Source organism: Glutamicibacter sp. NPDC087673, assembly GCF_044743255.1.
Lineage (GTDB): Bacteria > Actinomycetota > Actinomycetes > Actinomycetales > Micrococcaceae > Glutamicibacter.
Map to the genome: position 1 here is coordinate 131,614 of NZ_JBIUWB010000006.1, position 21,741 is coordinate 153,354.

Here is a 21,741-nt window from a genome sequence, read left to right on the forward strand (position 1 = left end):
AGCCAGTTCACAGGCGCGGATCGGAACCATGATCGGCCGCAACTCGTTAGACTTGTCAAAGAACAGCTGTGAGACGTAGGCGAATAGGTGAACTTGTGCGAAAAGTAATCTCCGTGATCGCGATGCTGCTGGGGGCCGCGGCCCTGGTAGTCGGCATCGGACAGAAGACCTTTTGGGCCCCGCCCGAAACGGTGACCGCGAGCATGCCGCAACTAGCTGATGAGGCACCGCTGACCTTGATTGAATCCTCGGTCAACGACCCCAAGCTGGACCCGGTGGAACTGGTGATCAAGTCGAAGGGTGAATTCACTGCTTCCTTGGGCCGCGACTATGACGTCGAGGCGTGGATCGGCGATGCATCGCATGTATCGGTCACCGGCATCGACACCGAAAACCACAAGATGATCGCCGAGCACGCCAAGGGCAAGGCCGATGCGCCTAATCCCGCCGGTGATGACATCTTCTTCGACTCGCAGACCGCGGATCAGACCATGACCTACCGCTGGACCGCTCCGGATTCCGGCGACTGGTCCTTGCTGCTGGCCGCAGGCGGAAAGGATGCCGCTCCGGTGGATATCTCGGTAACCTACGCGAACGACGACGCCATGCCATTTGCCCTGCCGCTGATCATTGCCGGCTCGCTGCTGCTGGTCTTCGGACTGGCCCTGCTGGTCATGCGCCCGGGCAAGCCGAAGAGCGGGGCGAACACCCAGCACTCGGTCGCCGCCGTGGCCGTGGTGGCCCTGGCGATCTCCGGTGTTTCTCTGCCCATGGCGCCAAGCGACGAGTCCAGCGCCAAGCCTTCGGAATCCGAGCAGAAGTCGCAGGACGCCAAGGCGTCCGATGATGCCAAGGGTTCCGAGTCCGCCTCTTCCTCGGTTGAAGAAGTATCCAGCTTCCCGGTCATCACCGAAGAGCAGCTCAAGCGCGTTCTGGCTGATGCCCAGAAGCAGGTAGCCAAGGCCGATGAGAAGAGCGACGCCAAGGCCCTGGAACCACGCACCGCCGGTGCGTTCAAGTACCTGCGCGATAAGCGCTACGACATGCTCAAGGAGAAGTTCGAGGTAGACAAGCCGCTGGCGCTCAATACCCAGGTCATCCGCTCGGCCGCTGTGCCGAATGCGAATGAAGCCAAGTTCCCCCGCGTAATCTCCGTGGTGACCGCGAAGAACAATGATGCCGACACCCTGCCGCAGGCGCTGACCCTGGTGCAGGCCAACGCCCGCGATAACTTCAAGGTGGTCTTCGCCGGCCAGATGTTGCCGAACTCCACCTTCCCGGGCATCGCCGTTGGCGACCCGTCGACCAAGCAGCTTGCTGCCAACGCCGAGGGCCTGCAGATGACCCCGGAGAAGGCCCTGGAAGCACTGGGCAAAGTGCTGACCGATGGCAATGCCAAGGACAAGGACAAGTTTGCCGAATCGGACTTCATCAAGGCGGTGCACGCAGCCCAGAAGGATGAGTCCAAGGAAGCCAACGAGGCGGACGTCAAGTACAACCGCACGGTCACCAAGGGCGACACCAAGGTGGTTTCCACCCCGGATGGCGGAGCGATTGTTACCGGCAAGCTGAACAACAAGGCGCTCTTCGTGCGCACCGAAGACGCTGACCCGCTCAAGAGCACCGACAAGCTGACCGAACAGCTGCTGGGATCCAGCTCCTCGAACGGCGACGTGGAAAGCACCTACGCCGAACCGGTGATGTTCTACCTGCCAGCCGACGGTTCCAAGGACAAGATCCAGCTGATCTCTGCAAGCCAGATCCTGCTCGATGTGAAGGAAGTTGACTAACCCCCATGACTGATCAGAACATTCCCTCAAACCGCGGTGCGGTAGATCTCTCCGCCCTGGCCAGCCAAGGCCCGGAAGCTACCGGCAGCATGCCGGCTGGTCCGGCAAGCTGGACCACCAATCTGGATGAGGCTGCGTTCCAGCAGTTCGTCGGCATGTCCCAGCAGGTACCTGCCATCGTTTCCCTCGGCTCGCCTCGCGTGCAGGTCTCGGCAGACCTGGATGCGACGCTGCGCAAGCTGGTGGATGCCAAGGGCGGCAAATTCATCCTCGGCCTGGTGGATGCGGAAACCTACCCGCAGATCGCCCAGGCCTTCCAGGCCCAGCAGATCCCGATGGTGGTGGCGCTGATCAAGGGCCAGCCGGTGCCGCTGTTCCAGGGTCCTGCCGAGGAACAGCAGATTGTCCAGGTTTTCGCACAGCTTGAACAGCTCGCAGTCCAGCAGGGCATGAGCGGTACCGCCCCGGCATTCTCCGGGCAGGCCGGCGAACCTGAACCAGAGCTGCCGCCGCTGCACCAGAAGGCCGTGGACGCCATCGATGCCGGGGACTACGCCGCCGCCGAGGCCGCCTACCTGGAAGCGTTGAACGAGAAGCCGAACGACAAGGACGCGCAGATCGGCGTGTACCAGGTTCGACTGCTCTCGCGTACGCACAACCTGGATCTGAACAAGTCCCGCGAGCAAGCCGCGCAGAACCCTGAAGACATCGCAGCCCAGCTGGATGTAGCAGATCTGGACGTGGTGGGCGGGCATGTCGAAGATGCCTTCGCCCGACTGGTTTCGCTGATCTCCCGCCTGGCTGATGAAGACCGCGAGCGGGTCCGCCGTCGCCTGATTGAGCTCTATGCGGTGATCGGCAACAGCGATCCACGCGTAGCTGCCTCGCGGCAGAAGCTGGCACGCGTACTCTTCTAGGCTGACGTCCAGGGACTGGACCAAGCAGTTCAACCGCCGCGACCCAGGGTTTTTCCCTGGGTCGCGGCGGTTGTCTTATACCTGGGTTTAACTCCAAAGGATGATGCGTTCTGACTAGGGGCATTGCTAGCCTTAAGCTATGAATCAGATCGCACTGGACATTCGGGGTCTTGCCAAGCAATTCGGCGCCAAGATTGCCGTGAACAACGTCAGCCTGCAAGTTCCTGCGGGTTCCTTCTACGGTCTTGTCGGACCCAATGGTGCCGGCAAGACCACCATGCTTTCCATGGCCACTGGATTGCTGCGCCCGGATTCAGGCCAAGCGCTGGTCAACGGCGTGGATATCTGGGCTGATCCGCAAGCGGCCAAGGCCACCTTGGGAGTCCTGGCTGATGGCGTGCGCCAGTTTGACCGGCTGACCGGCCGCCAGCTGGTGACCTACTCGGGATTGCTGCGCGGCATGGAACGCGCAGAAGTTGCCCAGCGTACCGAAGACCTGCTGCGCGTGATGGATTTGCTCGATGACGGCGACAAGCTGGTGGTGGACTACTCGGCCGGCATGACCAAGAAGATTTCCTTGGCTACCGCGATGATCCACTCGCCAAAGCTGCTGGTTCTGGACGAGCCGTTCGAGGCGGTGGACCCGGTATCTGCGGCGAATATCCGCGACATCCTGAATAACTACGTTGAATTCGGCGGCACCGTCATCGTTTCCTCGCATGTGATGGACCTCGTCCAGCGCATGTGCACGCATGTCGCGGTCATTTCCGATGGCATGCTCAAGGCGCAGGGCACCGTGGATGAAGTCCGCGGCGGCATGAGCCTGGAAGATCGCTTCGTCGATCTGGTGGGCGGCCGCGCCAATAATGAGGGGCTGTCATGGTTGCGCACGTCCTAAGCCTGAAACTGCGCTTGCTCGCCAACGGCTTCAAGCGCTCCGTCGGCCAGCTCATCGGCGTCATTATCGGTGGCCTGTACGCACTGGGCATGATCACCATGCTGACCTTGGCCATGTGGTTTACCGCCGGCGATATTCCTTTCCAGAGCGAAATCTTCACCCTGATCGGCTCGGCCGTGGTGCTGGGCTGGGCCATCATCCCGCCGCTGCTGACCGGTGTTGACCTCACCCTGGAACCTTCACGCTTTGTCCACTTCGGGATTCCGGAAAAGACCTTGGGGCCAGCGCTGGTGCTGGCTGGCTTCATCTCGATTCCCGCGGTGCTGACCATTGCGGGCCTGCTCGGCGCCTCGCTGATGTGGCGCTTCGATGCGGGCGCGCTCATGCTGGCCCTGCTGGCAGCGGTGGCGACCGCGGTGATGGCGATTCTTCTTTGCCAGTATCTGGTGATCATGGCGACCGCACTGCGGGCCAAGCGCCGATTCCGTGAATTGACCTTCGTGCTGCTGTTCGTGGTGCTCATCGCCTTGGGGCCGATCGTGACCTCGGCATTGGCTGCCGCGCAGAGCATGAGCGACTGGATCCAGCCGATTGCCTCGGTCTTGGGCTACACCCCGTTGGGTGCCTTTGCCGCGATTCCCGGGGCTTTTGCCTCGGCGCACTACGGCCAGATGGCGATCCATCTGGCGCTGGGCTTGCTCTATCTTGGCGGACTCTACCTGCTGCTGGCTCGAGCTACCGCCAAAGCCACGGTGACCCCGCCGCCAGAGCAGCGCGCTGCCACGGCCAAGGGGCTGGGCTTCTTCAAGTTGATGCCGGCCACGCCAACGGGCGCAGTGGCTGCCCGCGCACTGACCTACTGGTTCAAGGATCCGCGCTATGCCATTGGCGTGCTCATTGTGCCGATGCTGCCGTTGCTCTTCTGGTTCACCGGCAACCAGACCGGCAGCTACGTGATGATGTTCCTGCTGGGCCCGTTGATCGGCATCTTGATGGGCTTCTCCATCTCGGCCGACATTTCCTATGACAACACCGCCTTTGCGCTGCACGCGCTGACCGGTATTTCCGGACGTGCTGATCGGGCAGGGCGAGTGCTGTCCTGTTTCCTAATTGCCATCGTTCCGGTCCTGGCGGCGGCCATTTTGCCGGGCCTCATCTCCGGTGCGCTGTGGCGCATCCCGGGAGACCTGGGCCTGTCACTGGCGGGGCTGCTCATCGCGTTGGGCGTCGCGTCGGTGTCCTCGGCCCGCTACACCTATTCGGTGCCGCTGCCGGGTGATAACCCGATGAAGACCCCTCCGGGCAATGGCATGCGCATTGCGCTGACCCAGCTGGGAATCATGCTTGCCATGGGCCTCCTGCTGATCCCGGTTCTCATTCCCTACATCATCGGCTGGGTGAAGCAGTCGCAGTCCTTCGGCTTCATCACCTTGGGCGCGGGCCTGGCCGTGGGTATCGGGCTGATGCTCGGCGGCATTGCCCTCGGTGGCAAATGGTACGAAAAGCGCACTCCTGAGCTGATGCAGTCGGTCATCCTCAATAAGTAGGCGCAGCAGCCGAATTGCTGCCTCCGGCCGTCTAGCGGGACGCTGTTTTCCGCTAGGCGGCCGTTTGCCTGCCTTGGGTGCAAGGAGGTTCACAGGATATTGATCGGGTCGCGCCCAATTGGCGCAATATCGACTTCCAACGGCACCGCAACGCATCGCAAGAACATTGAAAAATGGTTGTTGACTTGCAGCGAGGAAGAAATCGATGGGGCGGCCTAGTGCAGCGCGGCAAAGTCAATGTGGACAAGCTCCCATGCTTGCCACGCGGACAGCAGTGGCAATCCGTATTAGACTTGGAGGCATGGTGGAACAGTCTGAAGAAACCCGCGGTGGCACTGCCACGATTGAACGTACCGAGACAACCCAGAGTGTCGAGGCCGGAGATCATGAGCGTTTTGCTCACTACGTGCAGAAGGAAAAGATCATGGAGTCGGCAATGACCGGCGACCCAGTGATCGCTCTGTGCGGCAAGGTCTGGACGCCAGGCCGAGATCCGCAGAAGTTCCCGGTATGCCCCGAGTGCAAGGAAGTCTACGACTCCATGATGGGGTAGTGCTGCGAATGAACTAGCACTACTTCACACAATGCACGCGGCCGGGAAAAGGTAAATGACCGAGACACTCTTTGATTTTGGCGACAAGCTTCCACTAGAAGACAAGCTGCCGGTAGCGTATCCGGAACGTGCGGCTTGGGGAACTGGGCCGAAGCTGCGTGCCTGGCAGGCCGAGGCCTTGGCTCTGTACTTCGATACGGAGCCCAAGGACTTCATGGCGGTGGCGACCCCTGGCGCAGGTAAGACCACCTTCGCGCTGCGCTTGGCCAAAGTGCTGATCGACTCGGGCAAGATCAACCGCATGATCGTTGTCGCGCCCACCGACCACCTGAAAAAGCAGTGGGCGGATGCGGCGGCGCGTGTGGGCATCTCACTGGACCCGAACTACAAGAACTCCGACGGCCGGCACGGCTCGCACTACATGGGCGTGGTGGTGACCTATGCCCAGGTCTCGCTGAAGCCCGCGGTGCACCGCGCGAAAACTGAAGATGCCCGCACCCTGGTGATCATGGATGAGGTCCACCACGCCGGCGATGCCCTGTCCTGGGGCGATGGCATTCGTGAAGCATTCGAACCGGCTACCCGGCGGCTTGCCCTGACCGGTACCCCATTCCGTTCCGATGCGGCCCCGATTCCTTTCGTGCAGTATGTGGACGAGGGCGATGGCATTCGCCGTTCCAAGGCGGACTACACCTACGGCTACGGCAGCGCCCTGGCCGACCACGTGGTCCGTCCGGTGCTGTTCATGGCCTATTCGGGCAATATGCGCTGGCGTACCTCCGGCGGCGAGGAGATGGAAGCAAACCTCGGCGAAGGCTTCACCAAGGATGTCACCGCCCATGCCTGGCGTACCGCGCTGGATCCGCACGGCGACTGGATCCCGTCGGTGCTGCAGGCCGCTGACCGGCGGCTCTCGGAGGTCCGCCGCACCGTGAAGGACGCCGGCGGCCTGATCATCGCCACGGACCACGAGGACGCGCGCGGCTACGCGGCCCAGCTCGAAGCGATCTGTGGCGAGAAGGTCACCACCATTCTTTCCGATGACCCCAAGGCATCGCAGAAGATCGACGATTTCTCCGAATCCGACGCGCGCTGGATGGTTGCGGTGCGCATGGTGTCCGAAGGCGTGGACGTTCCGCGTCTCTGCGTGGGCGTTTATGCGACGTCCACCTCCACTCCGTTGTTCTTCGCCCAGGCGGTCGGCCGCTTCGTGCGTAGCCGCAAGCGCGGCGAGGTGGCTTCGGTCTTCCTGCCCTCGGTGCCGATCCTGATGGCCTTGGCCAACGAGATGGAAGTCGAACGCGACCACGCCTTGGACCGTGAAGGTTCCAAGGACGAAGACGGGCTGGACGATTCGCTGCTGGAAGCGGCGAACAAGGAAGACAAGGCCAGCGACGAGCTGACGCGCAACAAGTTCGAGGCGCTGAACTCGCAGGCCTCCTTTGACCGCGTGCTCTTCGACGGCGGCGAATTCGGTACCGGCGCCGACATCGGCAGTGAAGAAGAACTCGGCTTCCTGGGGATCCCGGGCCTGCTGGATACCGAACAGGTTTCCGAGCTGCTGCGCAAGCAGCAGAACAAGCAGATTTCCAAGGGCGGCACCAAGCCCGAGCCGGTCTCGGACCACCGCCGCATGATGGAGCTGCGCACCAAGCTGTCGAAGAACGTCTCGGCATGGGCCGCCCGCACCGGCACCCCGCACGGGCAGATCCACAACAAGCTGCGCAGCGTCTGCGGCGGGCCTGCCGTGCCGCAGGCTACTGCTGACCAGCTGCAGGCGCGCATTGACAAGCTGCAGGACTGGTTCGTCGGGCGAAAATAGGTTCCACGAGAGAACGGCTTTGCCCCTGACCGGAAAATTCAGTCAGGAGCAAAGCCGTTTCTGCTTTTCGGGGGATCATCAACCCAGCGAAATCACCGTTACCCCGGCTGCCCTCAGTTCCTCGCGTATCGCCGGCAGATTCTCCGGCGAGACTGCTGCGGTCAGCGGAGAAATGATGGTCGTGGTGAATCCTGCTTCAGCTGCATCGAAGGCGGTCGCCTTTACGCAATGATCCGCGGCGAGCCCTACGACATCTACAGAGTCAATGCCTCTGGCCTTGAGCCATGGACCTAGCAGTTCTCCGCTTTCATCAGCCTGGTCAGCCGATGGATCCAGCACTCTGGCTTCGAAACCCGAATAGGCTGCGGTGAAGCGCCCCTTGGCGAAGTGCGCATCCAGGGGCACCTCGGCGAGCTGCGGATGCAGGGCGGCGCCAGATGTTCCGGCGACACAGTGCACCGGCCAGGAATCAATGAAGTCGGGGGTTTCCGAGAAATGATTCCCGGGCTCGATATGCCAATCCTGGGTGGTGACGATTGCCGAGTAGGCATCGCGGCGTTCGGCAATATCCGCGGCAATGGCCGTTGCGACGGCGTTGCCGCCGGTCACGGCCAGGGCTCCGCCTTCGCAGAAGTCGGGTTGGACATCAATGATCAACAGGGCTCTGCTCATCGCTGCCTCCTGGCTGGGGGAAGTGTAGAGATTGGAAAACTGCGGACCGCAGGATCCTTGAATCTGGATCCTACGTCCCGCAGCTGGGATTTTCGTGTGTTCGACTAGTCCTGGATCATGACGGTCGGGATGACCGGTTCGCCACGCTGCATCTTGCGTGCCACGCCTGGCAGTTCCTGGACCGATGCGAAGTGGCGCTCGGTGGCGAGCTTGACGCCAGCTGCACCCACGTACGCCTGATCGATCTCGCCATGGCGCACCAACGGGACCACCAGATCCCGCTCGGGGCCGCCGGTGGTGTACTCGGAAGTGGAGACGATTTCAGCGACAGCGCGGTTGCGTTCATTGAGCTGGCGCACCGCGTACTTGCGCCCGCCCACGCTGGCCTTGTTCGCCGCGGCCTTGGCGACCGGAATCCATTGCCCCGAATCGTCTTGGCGGGCAACCAGCTTGTAAACCATCGACGCGGTCGGATGGCCGGAGCCGGTGACCAATGCCGTGCCGACGCCATAGGCGTCAACCGGGGCGCTGGCCAGGGCGGCGATCGCGTACTCGTCGAGGTCCGAGGTCACGGTGATCTTGGTGTTCCAGTTGCCCAGGTCATCAAGCAGCTCGCGAACCCAGCCTGCCTGCTGCACCAGGTCGCCCGAGTCCAGCCGGACTCCGCCTAGTTCCGGACCCGCAACTTCAACCGCGGTGCGTACGCCCTTCTCCACGTCGTAGGTATCCACCAGCAAGATGGTGTCCTTGCCCAGCGAGGCAACCTGCGCTTCGAAGGCGGCGCGCTCGGTGTCGTGAAGCAGGGTGAACGAGTGGGCCGAAGTGCCAACGGTCTTCAAGCCATAGCGGGCACCGGCTTCCAAATTGGACGTTGAAGTGAATCCGGCAATCATGGCGGCCCGCGCGGCAGCCACTGCTGATTCCTCATGGGTGCGGCGCGAGCCCATCTCGATACATGGGCGTTCGCCGGCCGAGGCGATCATTCGCGATGCCGCCGAAGCGATGGCCGAATCATGGTTCATGACCGAGAGCAGGAAAGTCTCGATAACGCAGGCTTCAGCGAAAGTCGACTCCACGGTCAGCAGCGGCGAATTCGGGAAGTACAACTCGCCCTCGGCGTAGCCGGAGATGCTGCCGGTGAAGCGGAAGTTCTCCAGGTATTTGATGGTTTCCGCGTTGACTACCTTGTTGTCGCTGAGGCAACGCAGCTGTTCGTCATCGAAGCGGAAGTTTGCCAACCCTTCGAGCACGCGACCAGTACCTGCGACCACGCCATAGCGCCGGCCCTCGGGCAAGCGGCGAGCGAATGCCTCGAAGACAGACGGGCGGTGAGCTGCACCGGATCCCAGCGCTGCTTGGAGCATGGTCAGCTCATAGTGGTCGGTGAAGAGACTGGTGCGCATGTGACGCTCCTGATGATCGGAAAAGGCCTTATACGGTGCTGCTTGGGAAAGCAGACCGGTTTTACTGTATAACGGCTCACGCTCAAGGTGATATTTGCCGTGTCCGGTGTTGCGTTCAGCTTCCAAGCGTAAAATGGAAGCCATGACCGCAATGCCCGATGTACTTTCCGAATTTGAAACCCTGGTATCCCAAGACAAGCCCTGGCGCTTGGTCGTGTGGAATGATCCAGTGAACTTGATGAGCTACGTATCCTACGTGTTCCGTTCCTACTTTGGTTTCAGCGCGGAAAAAGCCGAGAAGCTCATGCTGCAGGTGCACCATGACGGCTTCTGCACGGTGCGCAGCGGCAGCCGCGAAGCTATCGAATCCGATGTGCAGGCAATGCACGGATTCGGCCTGAACGCAACGATGACCCAGGGAGCCTGAACGTGGCGAAGGCCTTCAAGAACGGTTCCAAGGGCATTACCGGAACACTGCACTCCGCAGAACGAAAACTGATCCGCGAACTCTTCGGCGATGTCATTGGAATGCTCGAGGAGCGTGCGCAGCTGCACCAGCTGCCCGAAGATGTTGATCCGCTTTACGCCCTGACCGGCATGCGGCCCGAGTCCATGGACCTGCCGCCGGTTTCCGATCCAGCGCTGGCCAGGCTGCTGCCGGATGCCAGCGATGACGCAGTGGCCGCCGCGGAGCATCGCCGGCTGACCGAAGCCGACCTGATCGCGCAAAAGGTTGGCCGCCTGCGCGAGGCCCAGATGCTGCTGGACACCGAAAAGCTGGTCTTGGACAAGGACACCGCGACGCGTTTTGCCCAAGCGCTGAACGACGTGCGCCTGGTGCTCGCAGAGCGCCTGGAAATCCGCAGTGAAGAGGATTCGGCCCGGGTCGCAGAGGTGCTCGATGCATCCGAGGTGAACACCCCGGACGAATACATGTCCTTGGTGTACAACCTGATTTCATGGGTCCTCGATACCCTGATGGCTGCACTGATGGATGCGGAGTTCTAATCCATGAATTCCTACTTTGCTACCGGGCAGGTCTCGGCCCCGGAGGCCAATACCCCCATCGGCATTTTCGACTCGGGCGTTGGCGGGCTGACCGTGGCCCGCGCGATCATTGACCAGCTGCCGGGCGAATCGCTGATCTATGTGGGGGATACCGCCAACTCTCCCTATGGCCCGCTGCCCATTGCCCAGGTTCGGGCCAATGCGCTAGGGGTGATGGATGAGCTGGTCGATGGTGGCGTGAAGCTGCTGGTGATTGCCTGCAATTCGGCCTCTGCCGCAGTGCTGCGCGATGCTCGCGAGCGCTATACCGCGCGCTATGGCATCCCGGTCGTCGAAGTCATCCAGCCGGCGGTGCGCCGTGCGGTAGCCGGCACGAAGAATGGCAAGATCGGCATCATCGGCACCCAGGCGACTGTTGGTTCACGCGCCTACGAGGACGCCTTTGCGGCCGCGCCGAACTTGCAGGTCTCCACCGTGGCCTGCCCGCGCTTCGTGGAGTTCGTGGAGTCCGGCATTACCGCCGGTGCCGAGCTGCTGGAGATCGCGCAGGAATACCTGGCGCCGCTGCAGGCCGCCGATGTAGACACCCTGGTTCTGGGATGCACGCACTATCCGTTGCTGACCGGCGTGATCTCCTATGTCATGGGGGATTCGGTCAGCTTGGTTTCGAGTGCCGAGGAAACGGCAAAGGACGTTTTCCGGGCGTTGACCCGCCATGCCCTGGTGCGCAACGACGGCGCCGCGGCGCGTCATGAGTTCCTAGCCACAGGCAACGCTGATAGCTTTGGTGTACTGGCTCGCCGATTCCTCGGACCCGAGGTGCTGCAGGTGCGCCACGTGGACCATGTAGCCGCCCACTATCCGACCGGAGCTATTTCGCGGATTACCCCGCAGATGATTGCCGCGTCGAAAGCGAGTAACGAATGAAGCTGACCATCATTGGATGCACCGGGTCATTCCCAGGGCCGGGATCGCCCGCTTCCTGCTACCTGGTGTCGGCCTTTGATGGCACGCGCGACTGGAAGATCCTGCTGGATCTGGGCTCCGGCGCGTTGGGCGTGCTTCAGCGTTACACCGATTTAAAAGACATTGACGGGATCATGATTTCCCATCTGCATCCCGATCACTGCATGGACCTTTGCGGTTTGCATGTGGCGATTCGCTGGGACCCGACGGGCTGGGGCCGGGACCGGATGCTGGTGCACGGTCCGGAAGATACTGCCGAACGCATTGAAACGGCCTACTCCCTGCCCGATGGCGACACCATGGCCAAGGACTACGACTTCCAGGTCTGGAAATCCTTGCAGCCGGTGAACATCGGTCCCTTCACCATCACTCCCTACCCGGTGCGCCACCCGATCAAGGAAGCCTATGCGCTGCGCGTGGAAGCGCATGAGCCGGGCCCCGATGGCGAGTTGCTGACCAGCGTGCTGACCTATTCCGGGGACACCGACAGCTGCGATGGCCTGGTTGAGGCAGCCCGCGGCGCTGACATGTTCCTGTGCGAAGCGGCCTTCGAAGAGGGCCGCGATGACCATATCGACGGCGTGCACCTGACGGGCAAGCGTGCTGGCGAGATGGCGACCGCGGCCGGTGCCGAGCGCATGCTGCTGACGCACATTCCGGTATGGACCGACATCAACAAGGTAGTCGAAGAAGCCAAGGAAACCTACGACGGCGGGATCGCTGTTGCCGTTTCCGGGGTGACTTACGGCGTGTACTCCGGCAGCCTGAAGGAAGACAAGGACCCGGCCCTGTTCAAGGGGGAGCGCGGTACCGACTACCTGAAGACCCGTACAGGCACCATGCCGACCATCAAGTACGAGAAGACCCGCAAGTTCCCCTTGCTCAAACGCAAGAAGTAGGCACGCGGAACCGGAGAAAAGCACTGGCGGACAGGAAGAAATATCCTCTGCGCCGGTGCTTTTCGCGTTCCCGGAAGCAGCCTAGCCGGCGCCGTGCTTGGCACCCCAGGGCTTGTCGTATTTGCTGGCCAGTCGGGTCAGGGCCAATGCGGCGACCAGCAGTCCCACGTCGCGCAGGGCGACATCGAGGAAGACGCCCATCGAGACCAGATTGACGATGATGCCCAGCAGCCACAGTGACAGCACATAGCTCGCGTAGCGCGGCTTGATGATCATCGATGCGGCGGCAACCAGTTCCACCACGCCAACGAAATGCATGGCGGTTTGCGCGGAGAACGGCATGATGTCAATGATCCACGGGGCCAGGTATTCCGGCCAGTAGGTCATGACGTTCGCGAACTTGTCCAGTCCCATCAGCAGGGGCAGGACGACAAATCCAATGCGCAGGATCCAGAATGCGCTCAACGACGGGTCGGTGTTGACTCGTGCAGCTGTTGTTGCCCGTATGTGCGAGACCGGATGCTTCTCGCTCCATGAGGCGCTCATGGCGATCACCCTCCAAAGGTTTGAACGTATACCCAGAATTCGCCTCTCGGGCCTATTTGTCAATATCCATTGTTGATAGAATTCTGGCATGTCGACAAAACTGAGCTTGCAACAAGATGCGGTCCTCAAATCGCTCAACGATCCGGTTCGGCGGCGACTGTTCGAATTCATTTCGCAAAGCCCGCAACCGGCAGGACGCGACGCGGCATCCAAGGCCGCAGGAATCAGCCGGACCCTGGCCGCCTACCATCTGGACCGGCTGGCAAGCGCAGGAATGCTGGCGGTGACTTTCGCGCGGCCGGAGGGCAAAAACGGTCCGGGGGCCGGGCGCACCGCGAAACTTTACGCGCTCGCCCAAGAGGAAGTCTCCGTGAGCTTGCCAGCGCGCAATTACCGCCTCTTGGGCAGCTTGCTGGCCAACGCGGCCAGTGCCGATGCCTCGGGGGTTGTGCTCCAGGCGCTGCGTCAGGCGGCACGAGGCGAGGGGCAGAATCTGGGGCAGGCCGGTGACGGGCTCGTGCCGCTGCTGGACGAGCTGGGCTATGCGCCTGAAGCAGACGAGCGAGGAGAGATCTCCATGGGGAACTGCCCCTTCCATCTGGTCGCGCAGCAGCAGACCGAACTGGTCTGCTCCATGAACTATGAACTGGTTTCAGGCGTCTTGGAGGGGTGCCAGTTGGATTGCAGCCGGGCCGAGCTGAGCCCGCGTCCCGGGCGATGCTGCGTTGTGGTGCATCCTCAGTAGCTGCCAAGGATGCGCCACGAGGTGCATTTCACCGTAACTCGCGGGTTCACCCGTACAGATCGCGCGGTGCGCGTGGTTAGGATGGAAGCATGACTTTACGCGCTGACGGCCGAGGAGCCGCGCAACTTCGAGACATTACCATCACCCGTGGCTGGTCCGCTCAGGCCGAAGGCTCGGCGCTGATCGAATTCGGCAACACCCGCGTGCTGTGCACCGCGTCCTTCACCGAGGGCGTGCCACGCTGGCTCAAGGGCGAAGGCACCGGCTGGGTCACCGCTGAATACGCGATGCTCCCACGTGCTACCAACACCCGCAACTCCCGCGAATCGGTCAGGGGTAAGCTCTCGGGCCGCACCCATGAGATTTCCCGCCTGATCGGCCGCTCGCTGCGTGCCGTCGTGGACACCAAGGCCCTGGGCGAAAACACCATCGTGCTGGACTGCGACGTCCTGCAGGCCGACGGCGGCACCCGCACTGCCGCCATCACCGGTGCCTACGTGGCACTGGCAGAAGCAATTTCCTGGGCCCGTTCGCAGGGCATCGTGAAGGCCAACGCCAAGGTGCTCACCGACTCGGTCGCCGCGATCTCGGTGGGCATCATCGATGGCACCCCGATGCTGGACCTGCCCTACGAGGAAGATGTTCGCGCCGAGACCGACATGAACGTCGTGGTCACCGGATCCGGCGACTTCGTCGAGGTCCAGGGCACCGCCGAAGGGGTTCCATTCAAGCGCGAGGAGCTGGATGCCCTGCTGGACCTGGCCCTTGGCGGTACCAACGAGCTGGCCGAGATCCAGCGTGAAACCCTGAGCAGCACCAAATGAGCAAGCCGGTACTGGTGCTTGCCTCGCGCAACCAGGGCAAGCTGCGCGAATTGCGCGAATTGCTGCGCGGGCAGGTGCCGGGCTTGGATGTTGACAGCCAGGTCATCGACGCCGCCACCGCTGGGGCTGCCGATCCGGTTGAAGACCAGGTCACCTTCCAGGGCAATGCGCTGAAAAAGGCCCGCGAGATCTCGGCATCCACCGGCCTGGTGGCGCTGGCCGATGATTCCGGTTTGAGCGTGGATGTGCTCGGGGGAGCGCCGGGAATCTTCTCGGCGCGCTGGTCCGGGGTGCACGGCAATGACGAAGCGAATATCGATCTGCTGCTCGGGCAGCTCGGCGATATTGCTGCCGAGCACCGCGCAGCGCAGTTCGTCTGCGCCGCGGCACTGGCTACCCCAGAGGGTGCCGAGCACGTGGAACTGGGCAAGGTCGAAGGCGTGCTGCGCACCGAGCGTGCCGGCGAGCATGGGTTCGGCTATGATCCGATCTTCGAACCGGCCGGTGCCGGCAAGTCCATGGCCCAGCACACTCCAGAGGAGAAGAACGCGATCTCGCACCGGGCTCGCGCCTTCGCCGCGTTGCTGCCCAGCATCATCGACGAGGTCACCAAGGCCTTGGCCAAGTAGCCTCCAAGTCCTGGATAGAACAAGAACGCCAGCAAATCCTGAAACGGATTTGCTGGCGTTCTTGCGCTAGTGCGGGAAGTTCTCGCCGGACCGTGCCAGGGCCAGGTAGGGCCGCTCGTCGAACTCGGTCACCAGGTATTGGGTTTCGCATGCGCGGCACTGCCACTGTGCGGGAGGCCCCACAGGCATCATGCAGCCAGCGGTGACGTACTCGTCGTCATCGGGCATGAAGCTTGGCATTCCCCAGATGATCTTCAGCGGATTGCGTTCCCCGCATTCCGGGCAGGCAGGCTTCGCGAACTTCCGGAGCTGTTCCAGGGTTGGCTGGTGGGCCATGTCGTGGCAGCCACGGCAAAGCAGCACCACCTCATCGGCATGGTCCTGGATCTCCCAACGCAGGCCGTTGTGATGGCTCTGCGGCAGGTGGACCTCGGGCCTGGCAGAAATATCCCGATCGCAGATTTCGCAAGCAAGCGGTTCATACGGTGAAGCCTTCTGGAGGATGGCCACTACGCCCAGCACCTCATTGGCCTTCGCAGGCTGCGAGGGAGTGCAAGGTCCGGCGGTGACGAATATCGGGCGGGGGCGTTCGAGAAGATCCCCGATGCTGCCCAGAAGCTTCTGGGCAAGGGAATCTGCCAAATACTGCGAGCGTCCTGGAAGTTCTGCGCCGATCATGGACTCGAGCTCAGCCACGGAGATCGGGTCGGTGAAGGTCGCCAAATTGGTGAAGGTGAGCCGCTCCGCCTCATCCGCTTCGGTGATTTCAAGGCTGGCAATCAACGCTGGAGTGCCCTCCAATGCCGTCAGGACGAGATCGCCTGCCCGCAGGGGTTCCTCCAAATTCCAGCGGAATGACTCGTTCTCCTGCCCCGGGGCCGCCGCGGAAGCCAGTGCATTTGCCTGGCGGCACCAATATACCGGCTGGCCCTTCGTGCCGGTGAGCAGTGCGCGATTCAATGCCGCTTGGTTCGGGCGGCGCAAGGGGTAGTCCAGGATATTGCGGCCGGGACGCTGCATGGTGCCAGCGCGCGAGTCCTGGATTCTGGCGATCAGCTCGCGCCGGGTAGCGCGGGCCATTTCTTCACCGGTGGATTCGGGGAAAAGCACCTTGTACAGCCCGAGCAGGATCTGGCGATCCAATGCTCCGAGAAGCGGATCCGGAGCCTCAAGGCGATTGAAAAGTTCTTGCATGGTCCCTCCCATAAAGGCCTGCAATCCGTGGATTGCGGTCATTGCCCAGCGTGCGATCACTATTTTCCTGGGCCAGATACTGCAAATTATTCGTAGCCATCGCCAGCCCTTCCCGGTTTCGGGTTGCGCCATGCGTTGTCTCGGTCTGCAGCTCCATTTCCGTGCTCACCACGCTGAACGCACCATCGCCGGTGCCCGTTCCAGGCAGCCCCGTCGACAGTTCCCAGCATAGATAGCGAGGCGGACAGTTTGGGGTACCGGATTTTCCGTGGATATTTTGCCGCCCCGCTATTGCACAGAACCGAACTAGGTTCTATGGTTAGTTACATGAGTAACTAACCCACTAACTAACCTAGTGGAAATGAGCACGGAGAGGAGCCAGCATGATTGATGATTCAAAACCGATCTTCTTGCAGATTGCTGAGCTGATTGAGAACGACATCATCTCTGGTGTTCTTGCAGAAGAAGCGCAAGTTCCATCAACCAATGAATTCGCAGCGTTCTACCGGATCAATCCGGCCACAGCAGCCAAGGGAATCAACCGGCTCGTGGAAGACGGACTGCTCTACAAGAAGCGGGGGATCGGCATGTTCGTCACCGAAGGTGCACCGCGGCGGCTGCGAGAACAGCGCCGCGAGAAATTCCAACAGCAATTCATCACCCCATTGACCGCAGAAGCCTCCAAGCTGGGCATTGGCCTGGATGAGCTGGTCGCCATGATCAAGACCGGTTCGGATTCTTGAAACATCTCTACTAGGCAGGGAGGAACGACATGCCACGAACGACAGCAATCGCCACACGCGAGCTGAGCAAGACCTACAAGGACGTGCGAGCGCTCGACAACGTCAGCCTGGAACTGGAACCCGACCGTATCTACGGGCTGCTTGGACGGAACGGGGCCGGCAAGACCACGCTCATGTCCATCCTGACCGGGCAGAACTATGCGGACCAAGGCACCGCCGAAATCTTCGGCCACGCCCCCTTCGAGCATGATCCGACGCTCTCGCGCATCTGCTTCATCCGCGAATCCCAGAAGTACCCCGATGACTTCAAGGTCCACCAGGCCTTCAAATCCGCAGCCCTGTTCTTCGAGAACTGGGATGAGGAACTGGCCCAGGATCTCGTCGAGGCGTTCGCACTGCCGACCAGGCGCAGGATCAAGAAGCTCTCCCGCGGGCAGCTGTCCGCGGTGGGCGTGATCATCGGCATGGCCTCGCGGGCGGACATCACGTTCTTCGACGAACCCTACCTCGGCCTGGACGCGGTAGCGCGGCAGATCTTCTATGACCGCCTCGTCGAAGACTTCGCGGAATATCCACGCACCATCGTGCTCTCCAGCCACCTGATCGATGAAGTCGCCAACCTGCTCGAACACGTCATCGTGATCGACAAGGGGCGAATCGTCATCGACTCGGATGCCGAAGAGCTGCGCGGCACAGCGGTAACGGTAACTGGCGAGGACGCCAAGGTCCAGGAATTCATCGGCTCCGCGCAGATAATCCATCGTGATGCACTCGGCGCCCTGGCCAGCGTCACCATCAAGGCCAAGCTGGATTCGGAGCAGCGCGAACAAGCGAAGCTCATGGGCCTGGACCTGAGTCCGGTGTCGCTGCAGCAACTGGTAGTCCGCAGCGCCTTGAGCAGCACCACCGAAACAGGGATCGACGAACGGACGGAGGCAAGAAAATGAACCGCATCATCAAAGTCGCCCGCATGCAACTGATCAACAAAGCCACTTTCATTGGAATCCCGCTGATAATCCTGGGTGGATCGTTCCTCTTCACACTGGCCATCTGGTGGCTGGTCCGGCGCAACGGCAGCGACGAAGGGCTGTACAGCGGTGGCGCCCAAGCGCCGATGTGGTACTTCTTGGCCCTGGGCATCCAGGCGCTGACGCTGACTTTCCCGTTCTCCATGGCCATGAGCATTTCGCGGCGTACCTTCTATCTGGGAACCGTGGCACTGTTCTCCGTCTGCGCACTGGTTCTGTCGGTGTTCTACTACCTGATTGGATTGCTGGAAGTCGCCACCGGTGGTTGGGGCATGGGCGGCCAGTTCTTCGCCCTGCAATGGATTGCGGATAACAACTGGCTGGTCCAGATCCTGTTCTACTTCGTGCTGATGGTGCTGCTGTTCATGGTCGGCTTCCTGATAGCGACCATCTACATGAGGTGGCGCACCACGGGCATGGTGGTTTTCTTCACCCTGCTGGGTGTGGTGGTGCTGGGAATCATCGCCTTGTTCACCTTCGGCAATTACTGGGACCAGTTCTGGAGCTGGGCCTTGACCTGGACCGCCGCGGGGATCACGCTGTGGGGCGGCCTGGTGGCCCTGCTGATGGCAGGAGGATCCTATCTCACCTTGCGCAAGGCAACCGCCTAGCCCGGGTCCGAAATGCAGGGCATATGGGCACCGGTTCCCTTTCCCTTGGGGGAAGGGAACCGGTGCCTGCTTTTGCAAGAAGGCGCCCAGCGGCCCGGGACCGCGATTTGCTATTCTTCAATGACTGCCGGTGAAGGCGCTGGAGCCGCCCGTGCCGCGGCGGCAGGGGAGCAACCCAGGAGAGAAATCATGAGCGCCTCCCCGACCGGAATTCGAACCGCAGACGGAGCGCTGGAATTGCGCCGCGAGTTCACCCAATCCCCGAGCAGGATCTGGCGCTATCTGGCTGACTCCCAGTGCTTGGCGCTCTGGTATGGCCCATGGCACGGGGACCCGGAGCGCGGCGCGGTGGACGTAGTGATGCTGCTCGAGGACGGTTCACCCACCGAACGAGTCGAAATCCTGCGTTGCGATCCGCGCATGCACCACCTGCAGGTGCAACTTGGAACAGGCCCCTCGGCCTGGCGGCTGGAGCTCGCGGTGCAGTCCTGCGGCGAGGGCAGTTCCCTGGTCTTCCGGATGCCGGGCCTTGACCCGCAGCTCGCCGGCTCCGTCGGGCCGGGCTGGGACTACTACCTGGACCGCCTGGCAGCCGTGGTGAACGGAGCCGATGCCGACAGCGTGGACTTCGAGGCCGATTACTATCCGGCGCTCAGCGAGTATTACGAGGAGCTGTTCGGGCACTGAGTTCCCTGCGTGCAGGGTTCGACTCGCTCAATGCGGCCGGCTGATGATTGTGAGATGCCCTGCCTTGCGCCCAAGCCAGCCAGGCCGCCGATAACTTGATCGATACAGGTCAAAATCGGATTGCAGCGAATTATTGGCACGTTATCGCCCGGCGGTCACCGCGCGGTGCACGGTGCGCGAATGTCACGCATGCCGGTGCCAGCGATTAAGCGAGTAAGCTATTGGGCGTGGCATTGGACTTCACAGCAGTAGATTTTGAGACAGCAAACGGTTTTATCGGCTCCGCCTGTTCGGTGGGCCTGGTCAAGGTACGCTCCGGGCAAATCGTCGAAACCGAACAGTGGCTCATGCAGCCGCCGGCAGGCTTCGACCACTTCGACCCGCGCAACGTCTCGATCCACCACATCACCCCCGACATGGTGAGCGCCGCGCCACGGGTGACCGACAGGATTCCGGAACTGCTGGAATTCATCGGATCCGACGTGCTGGTGGCCCACAATTCTTCGTTCGATTCCGGAGTGATCCGCGCGGCGTGCGAAGCCGGCGAACTGCCGGTACCGGAAATTGCGCACCTGTGCACCGTCAAGCTCTCCCGCAAGGCCTACGATCTGCCCAGCTACTCGCTGCCGTTCGTTGCCGAAGAAGCCGGGCACCCTATCGAAAACCACCACGAGGCCCTGGCTGATGCTGTGGCCTGTGCCTGGGCAATGATCGATATCGCCGGGCGCAGCGGACAGCAGTCCGTGTTGGAGACGGCAGACCACTATGGCGTCCGGCTGAGCCTGACCCAGCCGTGGCAGCCAGGCCACGAACTGTCCCGCGCCACCCGCGACGCCCAAGGCTGGCTGGCTGCAGGCAACCCGTTGCCGCCGCAGGATTCCTTCAACAACTGGCCGCAGGAAGGGCCGAACCCGAAGCCGAGCGACAACGCGGATCCCAGCCATCCGCTGTTCGGCCAGATCATGGTGTTCACCGGCAACCTGTCCATGCCGCGCCCCAAGGCCAAGGAACTGGCCGCCGAACACGGCGCGCAGACCGCCTCGCGGGTCACCCGCGCCACCACGGCGCTGGTCGTCGGAGACGGCTTCGTCCCGGAGGATCTGGCCAACGGGCGGCTGACCAACAAGGCCAAGCACGTACTCCGGCTGCGCGAAAAGGGCCAGCGGGTCAGCATCATCTCCGAAGGCGAGTTCATGCAGATGGTTGGCGGGTTCGGCCTGACCGCCTAGCAAACCGCAGAAGCCCGGCCGGCACAGATCGAATCTGTGCCGGCCGGGCTTCTGCCATTTTTTTCTGGGGGCGGTTCCTAGACCAGCAGTGCCATCCAGCGGTCATGCAGCTCGGAGATGATGTCATCCAGTGCGCTCGCGGGGCGCTCGCCGACGGCTTCGGTGCCGTAGATGGCAGCCAGCAGCGCTACAGCGTAGGCGTCGACCTCGGGATCCCGGGCAGCTTCTTCTTCGGCGGTTGCCGCCGGGGCGGCCTCGATGTCCGATTCCGCGTCTTGCTCGGCGGCATGCTCGCCGAAGTACGCCGCGTAGGCCTCTTCGGGGGACAGCGAGATGTTCTCGGCGATCCTGGTGGCCACCTCGCGCAGCGCATCGGCCGACGGGCCCTGCAGGCCAACGAGCAGCTCGGCCCATTCGCCGGTGGCGGCCTCGGAGCGTTCCATGGCCGAGCGGATGATCTTCGCCGCGGCAATGGCGGTCTTGGCCGCCTGGTCGTCGTGGGTCAGGAAGGCGGCCGAACGGGCCAGGGTCTCGGTGGTGCCCACAGGGACCCGAGCCAGCAGCGCGGCAATCGCGGCACGCGGCAGCACGCCGGTGGAGTCGGCGCCAGCGCCGGTGGGACGCCCCGGCTGTCCCATGTCGGGGCTGTCCAGGCCGGCGAGGTTCTGCGGATCGCCGTCCAGGGTCTTCTCGAAGATCTCGACGCTGGCGAATTCCTTGTCGATCCAGCGGCCCAGCGGTTGCGGGGCGCGTTCCGGGAAGGAGCCGGCGATCTTGCTGTAGCCGCGCAGGGCCGCAAGCCACATGCAGGCCGCTTCGTCGCTGGCGACACCGTCGTTGGCCCATTCCAGCGCTTCCAGCAGGCCGTCGGCCAGGTAGAGCGGGAGGATTTCGGTGGCCCCGGGGTCAATTTCGTCACGGGCGTGGGTTGCGCCATCGGCTAGGCCGAGGAGGATCGCAAACACCTTGTCTGAGTAGTTCTCTGGCAGGAGTGCAGTTTCACCGGTTTCATTCACATCACCATTCTAAT

Annotated in this window: 22 protein-coding genes and 1 pseudogene; 18 read left to right on the forward strand and 5 right to left on the reverse strand. The window is 62.3% G+C overall.

The genetic code is table 11. The annotated features are described in order from the left end of the window. Window positions 1–95 precede the first annotated feature (95 nt). From ACIOTL_RS14910 to ACIOTL_RS14935, 6 genes are all read left to right on the forward strand, one after another. Entirely contained in the window at window positions 96–1,790 is a 1,695-nt protein-coding gene (locus tag ACIOTL_RS14910; protein WP_332595122.1) for a hypothetical protein, read from the forward strand. Between the two features lie 5 nt (window positions 1,791–1,795). After that, window positions 1,796–2,707, forward strand: a complete 912-nt coding sequence (locus ACIOTL_RS14915; RefSeq protein WP_400343297.1) for a co-chaperone YbbN — start codon at window positions 1,796–1,798, stop codon at window positions 2,705–2,707. Window positions 2,708–2,846: 139 nt separating this feature from the next. Continuing rightward, window positions 2,847–3,605, forward strand: a complete 759-nt coding sequence (locus ACIOTL_RS14920; protein ID WP_105658422.1) for an ABC transporter ATP-binding protein — start codon at window positions 2,847–2,849, stop codon at window positions 3,603–3,605. Then, window positions 3,587–5,152 carry a transporter gene (locus tag ACIOTL_RS14925; RefSeq protein ID WP_105658423.1) on the forward strand — a complete coding sequence of 522 codons (1,566 nt, stop codon included), beginning with the start codon at window positions 3,587–3,589 and terminating at the stop codon, window positions 5,150–5,152. The genes ACIOTL_RS14920 and ACIOTL_RS14925 overlap by 19 nt, the downstream gene beginning before the upstream one ends. A 301-nt stretch (window positions 5,153–5,453) precedes the next feature. Then, complete coding sequence (locus tag ACIOTL_RS14930; RefSeq protein ID WP_105658424.1) at window positions 5,454–5,705, forward strand: DUF3039 domain-containing protein; 252 nt, start codon at window positions 5,454–5,456, stop codon at window positions 5,703–5,705. 55 nt (window positions 5,706–5,760) lie between these two features. Further along, the gene (locus ACIOTL_RS14935) at window positions 5,761–7,527 is read left to right on the forward strand and encodes a DEAD/DEAH box helicase (protein ID WP_105658425.1); all 1,767 of its coding nucleotides are present in this window, start codon (window positions 5,761–5,763) and stop codon (window positions 7,525–7,527) included. Window positions 7,528–7,605: 78 nt separating this feature from the next. On the opposite strand, the gene ACIOTL_RS14940 is transcribed toward ACIOTL_RS14935, so the two are convergent. Continuing rightward, window positions 7,606–8,199, reverse strand: a complete 594-nt coding sequence (locus tag ACIOTL_RS14940) for an isochorismatase family protein (protein ID WP_105658426.1) — start codon at window positions 8,197–8,199, stop codon at window positions 7,606–7,608. 104 nt (window positions 8,200–8,303) lie between these two features. Next, window positions 8,304–9,602, reverse strand: coding sequence for a nicotinate phosphoribosyltransferase (locus ACIOTL_RS14945; RefSeq protein WP_400343299.1), 1,299 nt, complete (start codon window positions 9,600–9,602; stop codon window positions 8,304–8,306). Between the two features lie 142 nt (window positions 9,603–9,744). Between ACIOTL_RS14945 and clpS the strand changes: the two genes are divergently transcribed. From clpS to ACIOTL_RS14965, 4 genes and pseudogenes are all read left to right on the forward strand, one after another. Beyond that, window positions 9,745–10,029, forward strand: coding sequence for an ATP-dependent Clp protease adapter ClpS (gene clpS, locus ACIOTL_RS14950; protein WP_105658428.1), 285 nt, complete (start codon window positions 9,745–9,747; stop codon window positions 10,027–10,029). Window positions 10,030–10,031: 2 nt separating this feature from the next. Further along, window positions 10,032–10,610 (forward strand): DUF2017 domain-containing protein, encoded by a 579-nt coding sequence (locus ACIOTL_RS14955; protein WP_105662595.1) that lies wholly within the window; start codon window positions 10,032–10,034, stop codon window positions 10,608–10,610. A 3-nt stretch (window positions 10,611–10,613) separates the two neighbouring features. Then, entirely contained in the window at window positions 10,614–11,537 is a 924-nt protein-coding gene (gene murI / locus ACIOTL_RS14960; RefSeq protein WP_105662596.1) for a glutamate racemase, read from the forward strand. Continuing rightward, window positions 11,534–12,328: pseudogene (locus ACIOTL_RS14965) on the forward strand (MBL fold metallo-hydrolase); the annotation flags it as partial. The gene murI and the pseudogene ACIOTL_RS14965, both read left to right, overlap by 4 nt. A 228-nt stretch (window positions 12,329–12,556) precedes the next feature. Here ACIOTL_RS14965 and ACIOTL_RS14970 read toward each other — a convergent pair. Continuing rightward, window positions 12,557–13,021 (reverse strand): hypothetical protein, encoded by a 465-nt coding sequence (locus tag ACIOTL_RS14970; RefSeq protein WP_286134697.1) that lies wholly within the window; start codon window positions 13,019–13,021, stop codon window positions 12,557–12,559. 88 nt (window positions 13,022–13,109) lie between these two features. On the opposite strand from ACIOTL_RS14970, the gene ACIOTL_RS14975 reads away from it, so the two are divergent. The 3 genes from ACIOTL_RS14975 (at window position 13,110) to rdgB (ending at window position 15,219) form a co-directional block, all read left to right on the forward strand. Further along, window positions 13,110–13,766 carry a transcriptional regulator gene (locus ACIOTL_RS14975; protein WP_332595123.1) on the forward strand — a complete coding sequence of 219 codons (657 nt, stop codon included), beginning with the start codon at window positions 13,110–13,112 and terminating at the stop codon, window positions 13,764–13,766. Window positions 13,767–13,855: 89 nt separating this feature from the next. Continuing rightward, a complete protein-coding gene (gene rph / locus ACIOTL_RS14980) occupies window positions 13,856–14,590 on the forward strand; it encodes a ribonuclease PH (protein ID WP_105662598.1) in 735 nt (244 codons plus the stop codon). After that, window positions 14,587–15,219 carry an RdgB/HAM1 family non-canonical purine NTP pyrophosphatase gene (gene rdgB / locus ACIOTL_RS14985; RefSeq protein ID WP_105658434.1) on the forward strand — a complete coding sequence of 211 codons (633 nt, stop codon included), beginning with the start codon at window positions 14,587–14,589 and terminating at the stop codon, window positions 15,217–15,219. The genes rph and rdgB overlap by 4 nt, the downstream gene beginning before the upstream one ends. Window positions 15,220–15,285: 66 nt before the next feature. On the opposite strand, the gene ACIOTL_RS14990 is transcribed toward rdgB, so the two are convergent. Next, window positions 15,286–16,413 carry an HNH endonuclease gene (locus ACIOTL_RS14990; RefSeq protein ID WP_400343301.1) on the reverse strand — a complete coding sequence of 376 codons (1,128 nt, stop codon included), beginning with the start codon at window positions 16,411–16,413 and terminating at the stop codon, window positions 15,286–15,288. A 383-nt stretch (window positions 16,414–16,796) separates the two neighbouring features. On the opposite strand from ACIOTL_RS14990, the gene ACIOTL_RS14995 reads away from it, so the two are divergent. The 5 genes from ACIOTL_RS14995 to ACIOTL_RS15015 all read left to right on the forward strand — a co-directional run bounded on the left by ACIOTL_RS14995 (window position 16,797) and on the right by ACIOTL_RS15015 (window position 20,711). Beyond that, the gene (locus ACIOTL_RS14995) at window positions 16,797–17,156 is read left to right on the forward strand and encodes a GntR family transcriptional regulator (protein WP_181148913.1); all 360 of its coding nucleotides are present in this window, start codon (window positions 16,797–16,799) and stop codon (window positions 17,154–17,156) included. A gap of 29 nt (window positions 17,157–17,185) precedes the next feature. Further along, window positions 17,186–18,103: an ABC transporter ATP-binding protein gene (locus ACIOTL_RS15000; RefSeq protein ID WP_105662601.1), complete on the forward strand. Its 918-nt coding sequence runs from the start codon at window positions 17,186–17,188 to the stop codon at window positions 18,101–18,103. Continuing rightward, the gene (locus tag ACIOTL_RS15005) at window positions 18,100–18,795 is read left to right on the forward strand and encodes a hypothetical protein (protein ID WP_105658437.1); all 696 of its coding nucleotides are present in this window, start codon (window positions 18,100–18,102) and stop codon (window positions 18,793–18,795) included. The genes ACIOTL_RS15000 and ACIOTL_RS15005 overlap by 4 nt, the downstream gene beginning before the upstream one ends. A 189-nt stretch (window positions 18,796–18,984) precedes the next feature. Next, window positions 18,985–19,482 (forward strand): polyketide cyclase, encoded by a 498-nt coding sequence (locus ACIOTL_RS15010; protein WP_400343304.1) that lies wholly within the window; start codon window positions 18,985–18,987, stop codon window positions 19,480–19,482. 227 nt (window positions 19,483–19,709) lie between these two features. After that, on the forward strand, window positions 19,710–20,711 hold the full coding sequence (locus ACIOTL_RS15015; RefSeq protein ID WP_105658459.1) for an exonuclease domain-containing protein: 1,002 nt from the start codon (window positions 19,710–19,712) through the stop codon (window positions 20,709–20,711). 77 nt (window positions 20,712–20,788) lie between these two features. Here ACIOTL_RS15015 and ACIOTL_RS15020 read toward each other — a convergent pair whose 3' ends face one another. Next, complete coding sequence (locus ACIOTL_RS15020) at window positions 20,789–21,727, reverse strand: hypothetical protein (RefSeq protein WP_400343306.1); 939 nt, start codon at window positions 21,725–21,727, stop codon at window positions 20,789–20,791. Window positions 21,728–21,741 lie beyond the last annotated feature (14 nt).

Excerpts from the sequence above, each read along its gene's own strand:
- ACIOTL_RS14970 (WP_286134697.1), bottom strand. The coding sequence starts at position 13,021 with ATGAGCGCCTCATGGAGCGAGAAGCATCCGGTCTCGCACATACGGGCA.
- rdgB (WP_105658434.1), top strand. The coding sequence starts at position 14,587 with ATGAGCAAGCCGGTACTGGTGCTTGCCTCGCGCAACCAGGGCAAGCTG.
- ACIOTL_RS15010 (WP_400343304.1), top strand. The coding sequence starts at position 18,985 with ATGAGCGCCTCCCCGACCGGAATTCGAACCGCAGACGGAGCGCTGGAA.
- ACIOTL_RS14935 (WP_105658425.1), top strand. The coding sequence starts at position 5,761 with ATGACCGAGACACTCTTTGATTTTGGCGACAAGCTTCCACTAGAAGAC.
- ACIOTL_RS14930 (WP_105658424.1), top strand. The coding sequence starts at position 5,454 with ATGGTGGAACAGTCTGAAGAAACCCGCGGTGGCACTGCCACGATTGAA.
- murI (WP_105662596.1), top strand. The coding sequence starts at position 10,614 with ATGAATTCCTACTTTGCTACCGGGCAGGTCTCGGCCCCGGAGGCCAAT.
- clpS (WP_105658428.1), top strand. The coding sequence starts at position 9,745 with ATGACCGCAATGCCCGATGTACTTTCCGAATTTGAAACCCTGGTATCC.
- ACIOTL_RS14945 (WP_400343299.1), bottom strand. The coding sequence starts at position 9,602 with ATGCGCACCAGTCTCTTCACCGACCACTATGAGCTGACCATGCTCCAA.
- ACIOTL_RS14990 (WP_400343301.1), bottom strand. The coding sequence starts at position 16,413 with ATGCAAGAACTTTTCAATCGCCTTGAGGCTCCGGATCCGCTTCTCGGA.
- ACIOTL_RS14925 (WP_105658423.1), top strand. The coding sequence starts at position 3,587 with ATGGTTGCGCACGTCCTAAGCCTGAAACTGCGCTTGCTCGCCAACGGC.
- ACIOTL_RS15005 (WP_105658437.1), top strand. The coding sequence starts at position 18,100 with ATGAACCGCATCATCAAAGTCGCCCGCATGCAACTGATCAACAAAGCC.
- ACIOTL_RS14940 (WP_105658426.1), bottom strand. The coding sequence starts at position 8,199 with ATGAGCAGAGCCCTGTTGATCATTGATGTCCAACCCGACTTCTGCGAA.
- ACIOTL_RS14975 (WP_332595123.1), top strand. The coding sequence starts at position 13,110 with ATGTCGACAAAACTGAGCTTGCAACAAGATGCGGTCCTCAAATCGCTC.
- ACIOTL_RS14995 (WP_181148913.1), top strand. The coding sequence starts at position 16,797 with ATGATTGATGATTCAAAACCGATCTTCTTGCAGATTGCTGAGCTGATT.
- ACIOTL_RS14920 (WP_105658422.1), top strand. The coding sequence starts at position 2,847 with ATGAATCAGATCGCACTGGACATTCGGGGTCTTGCCAAGCAATTCGGC.
- ACIOTL_RS14915 (WP_400343297.1), top strand. The coding sequence starts at position 1,796 with ATGACTGATCAGAACATTCCCTCAAACCGCGGTGCGGTAGATCTCTCC.
- rph (WP_105662598.1), top strand. The coding sequence starts at position 13,856 with ATGACTTTACGCGCTGACGGCCGAGGAGCCGCGCAACTTCGAGACATT.
- ACIOTL_RS15000 (WP_105662601.1), top strand. The coding sequence starts at position 17,186 with ATGCCACGAACGACAGCAATCGCCACACGCGAGCTGAGCAAGACCTAC.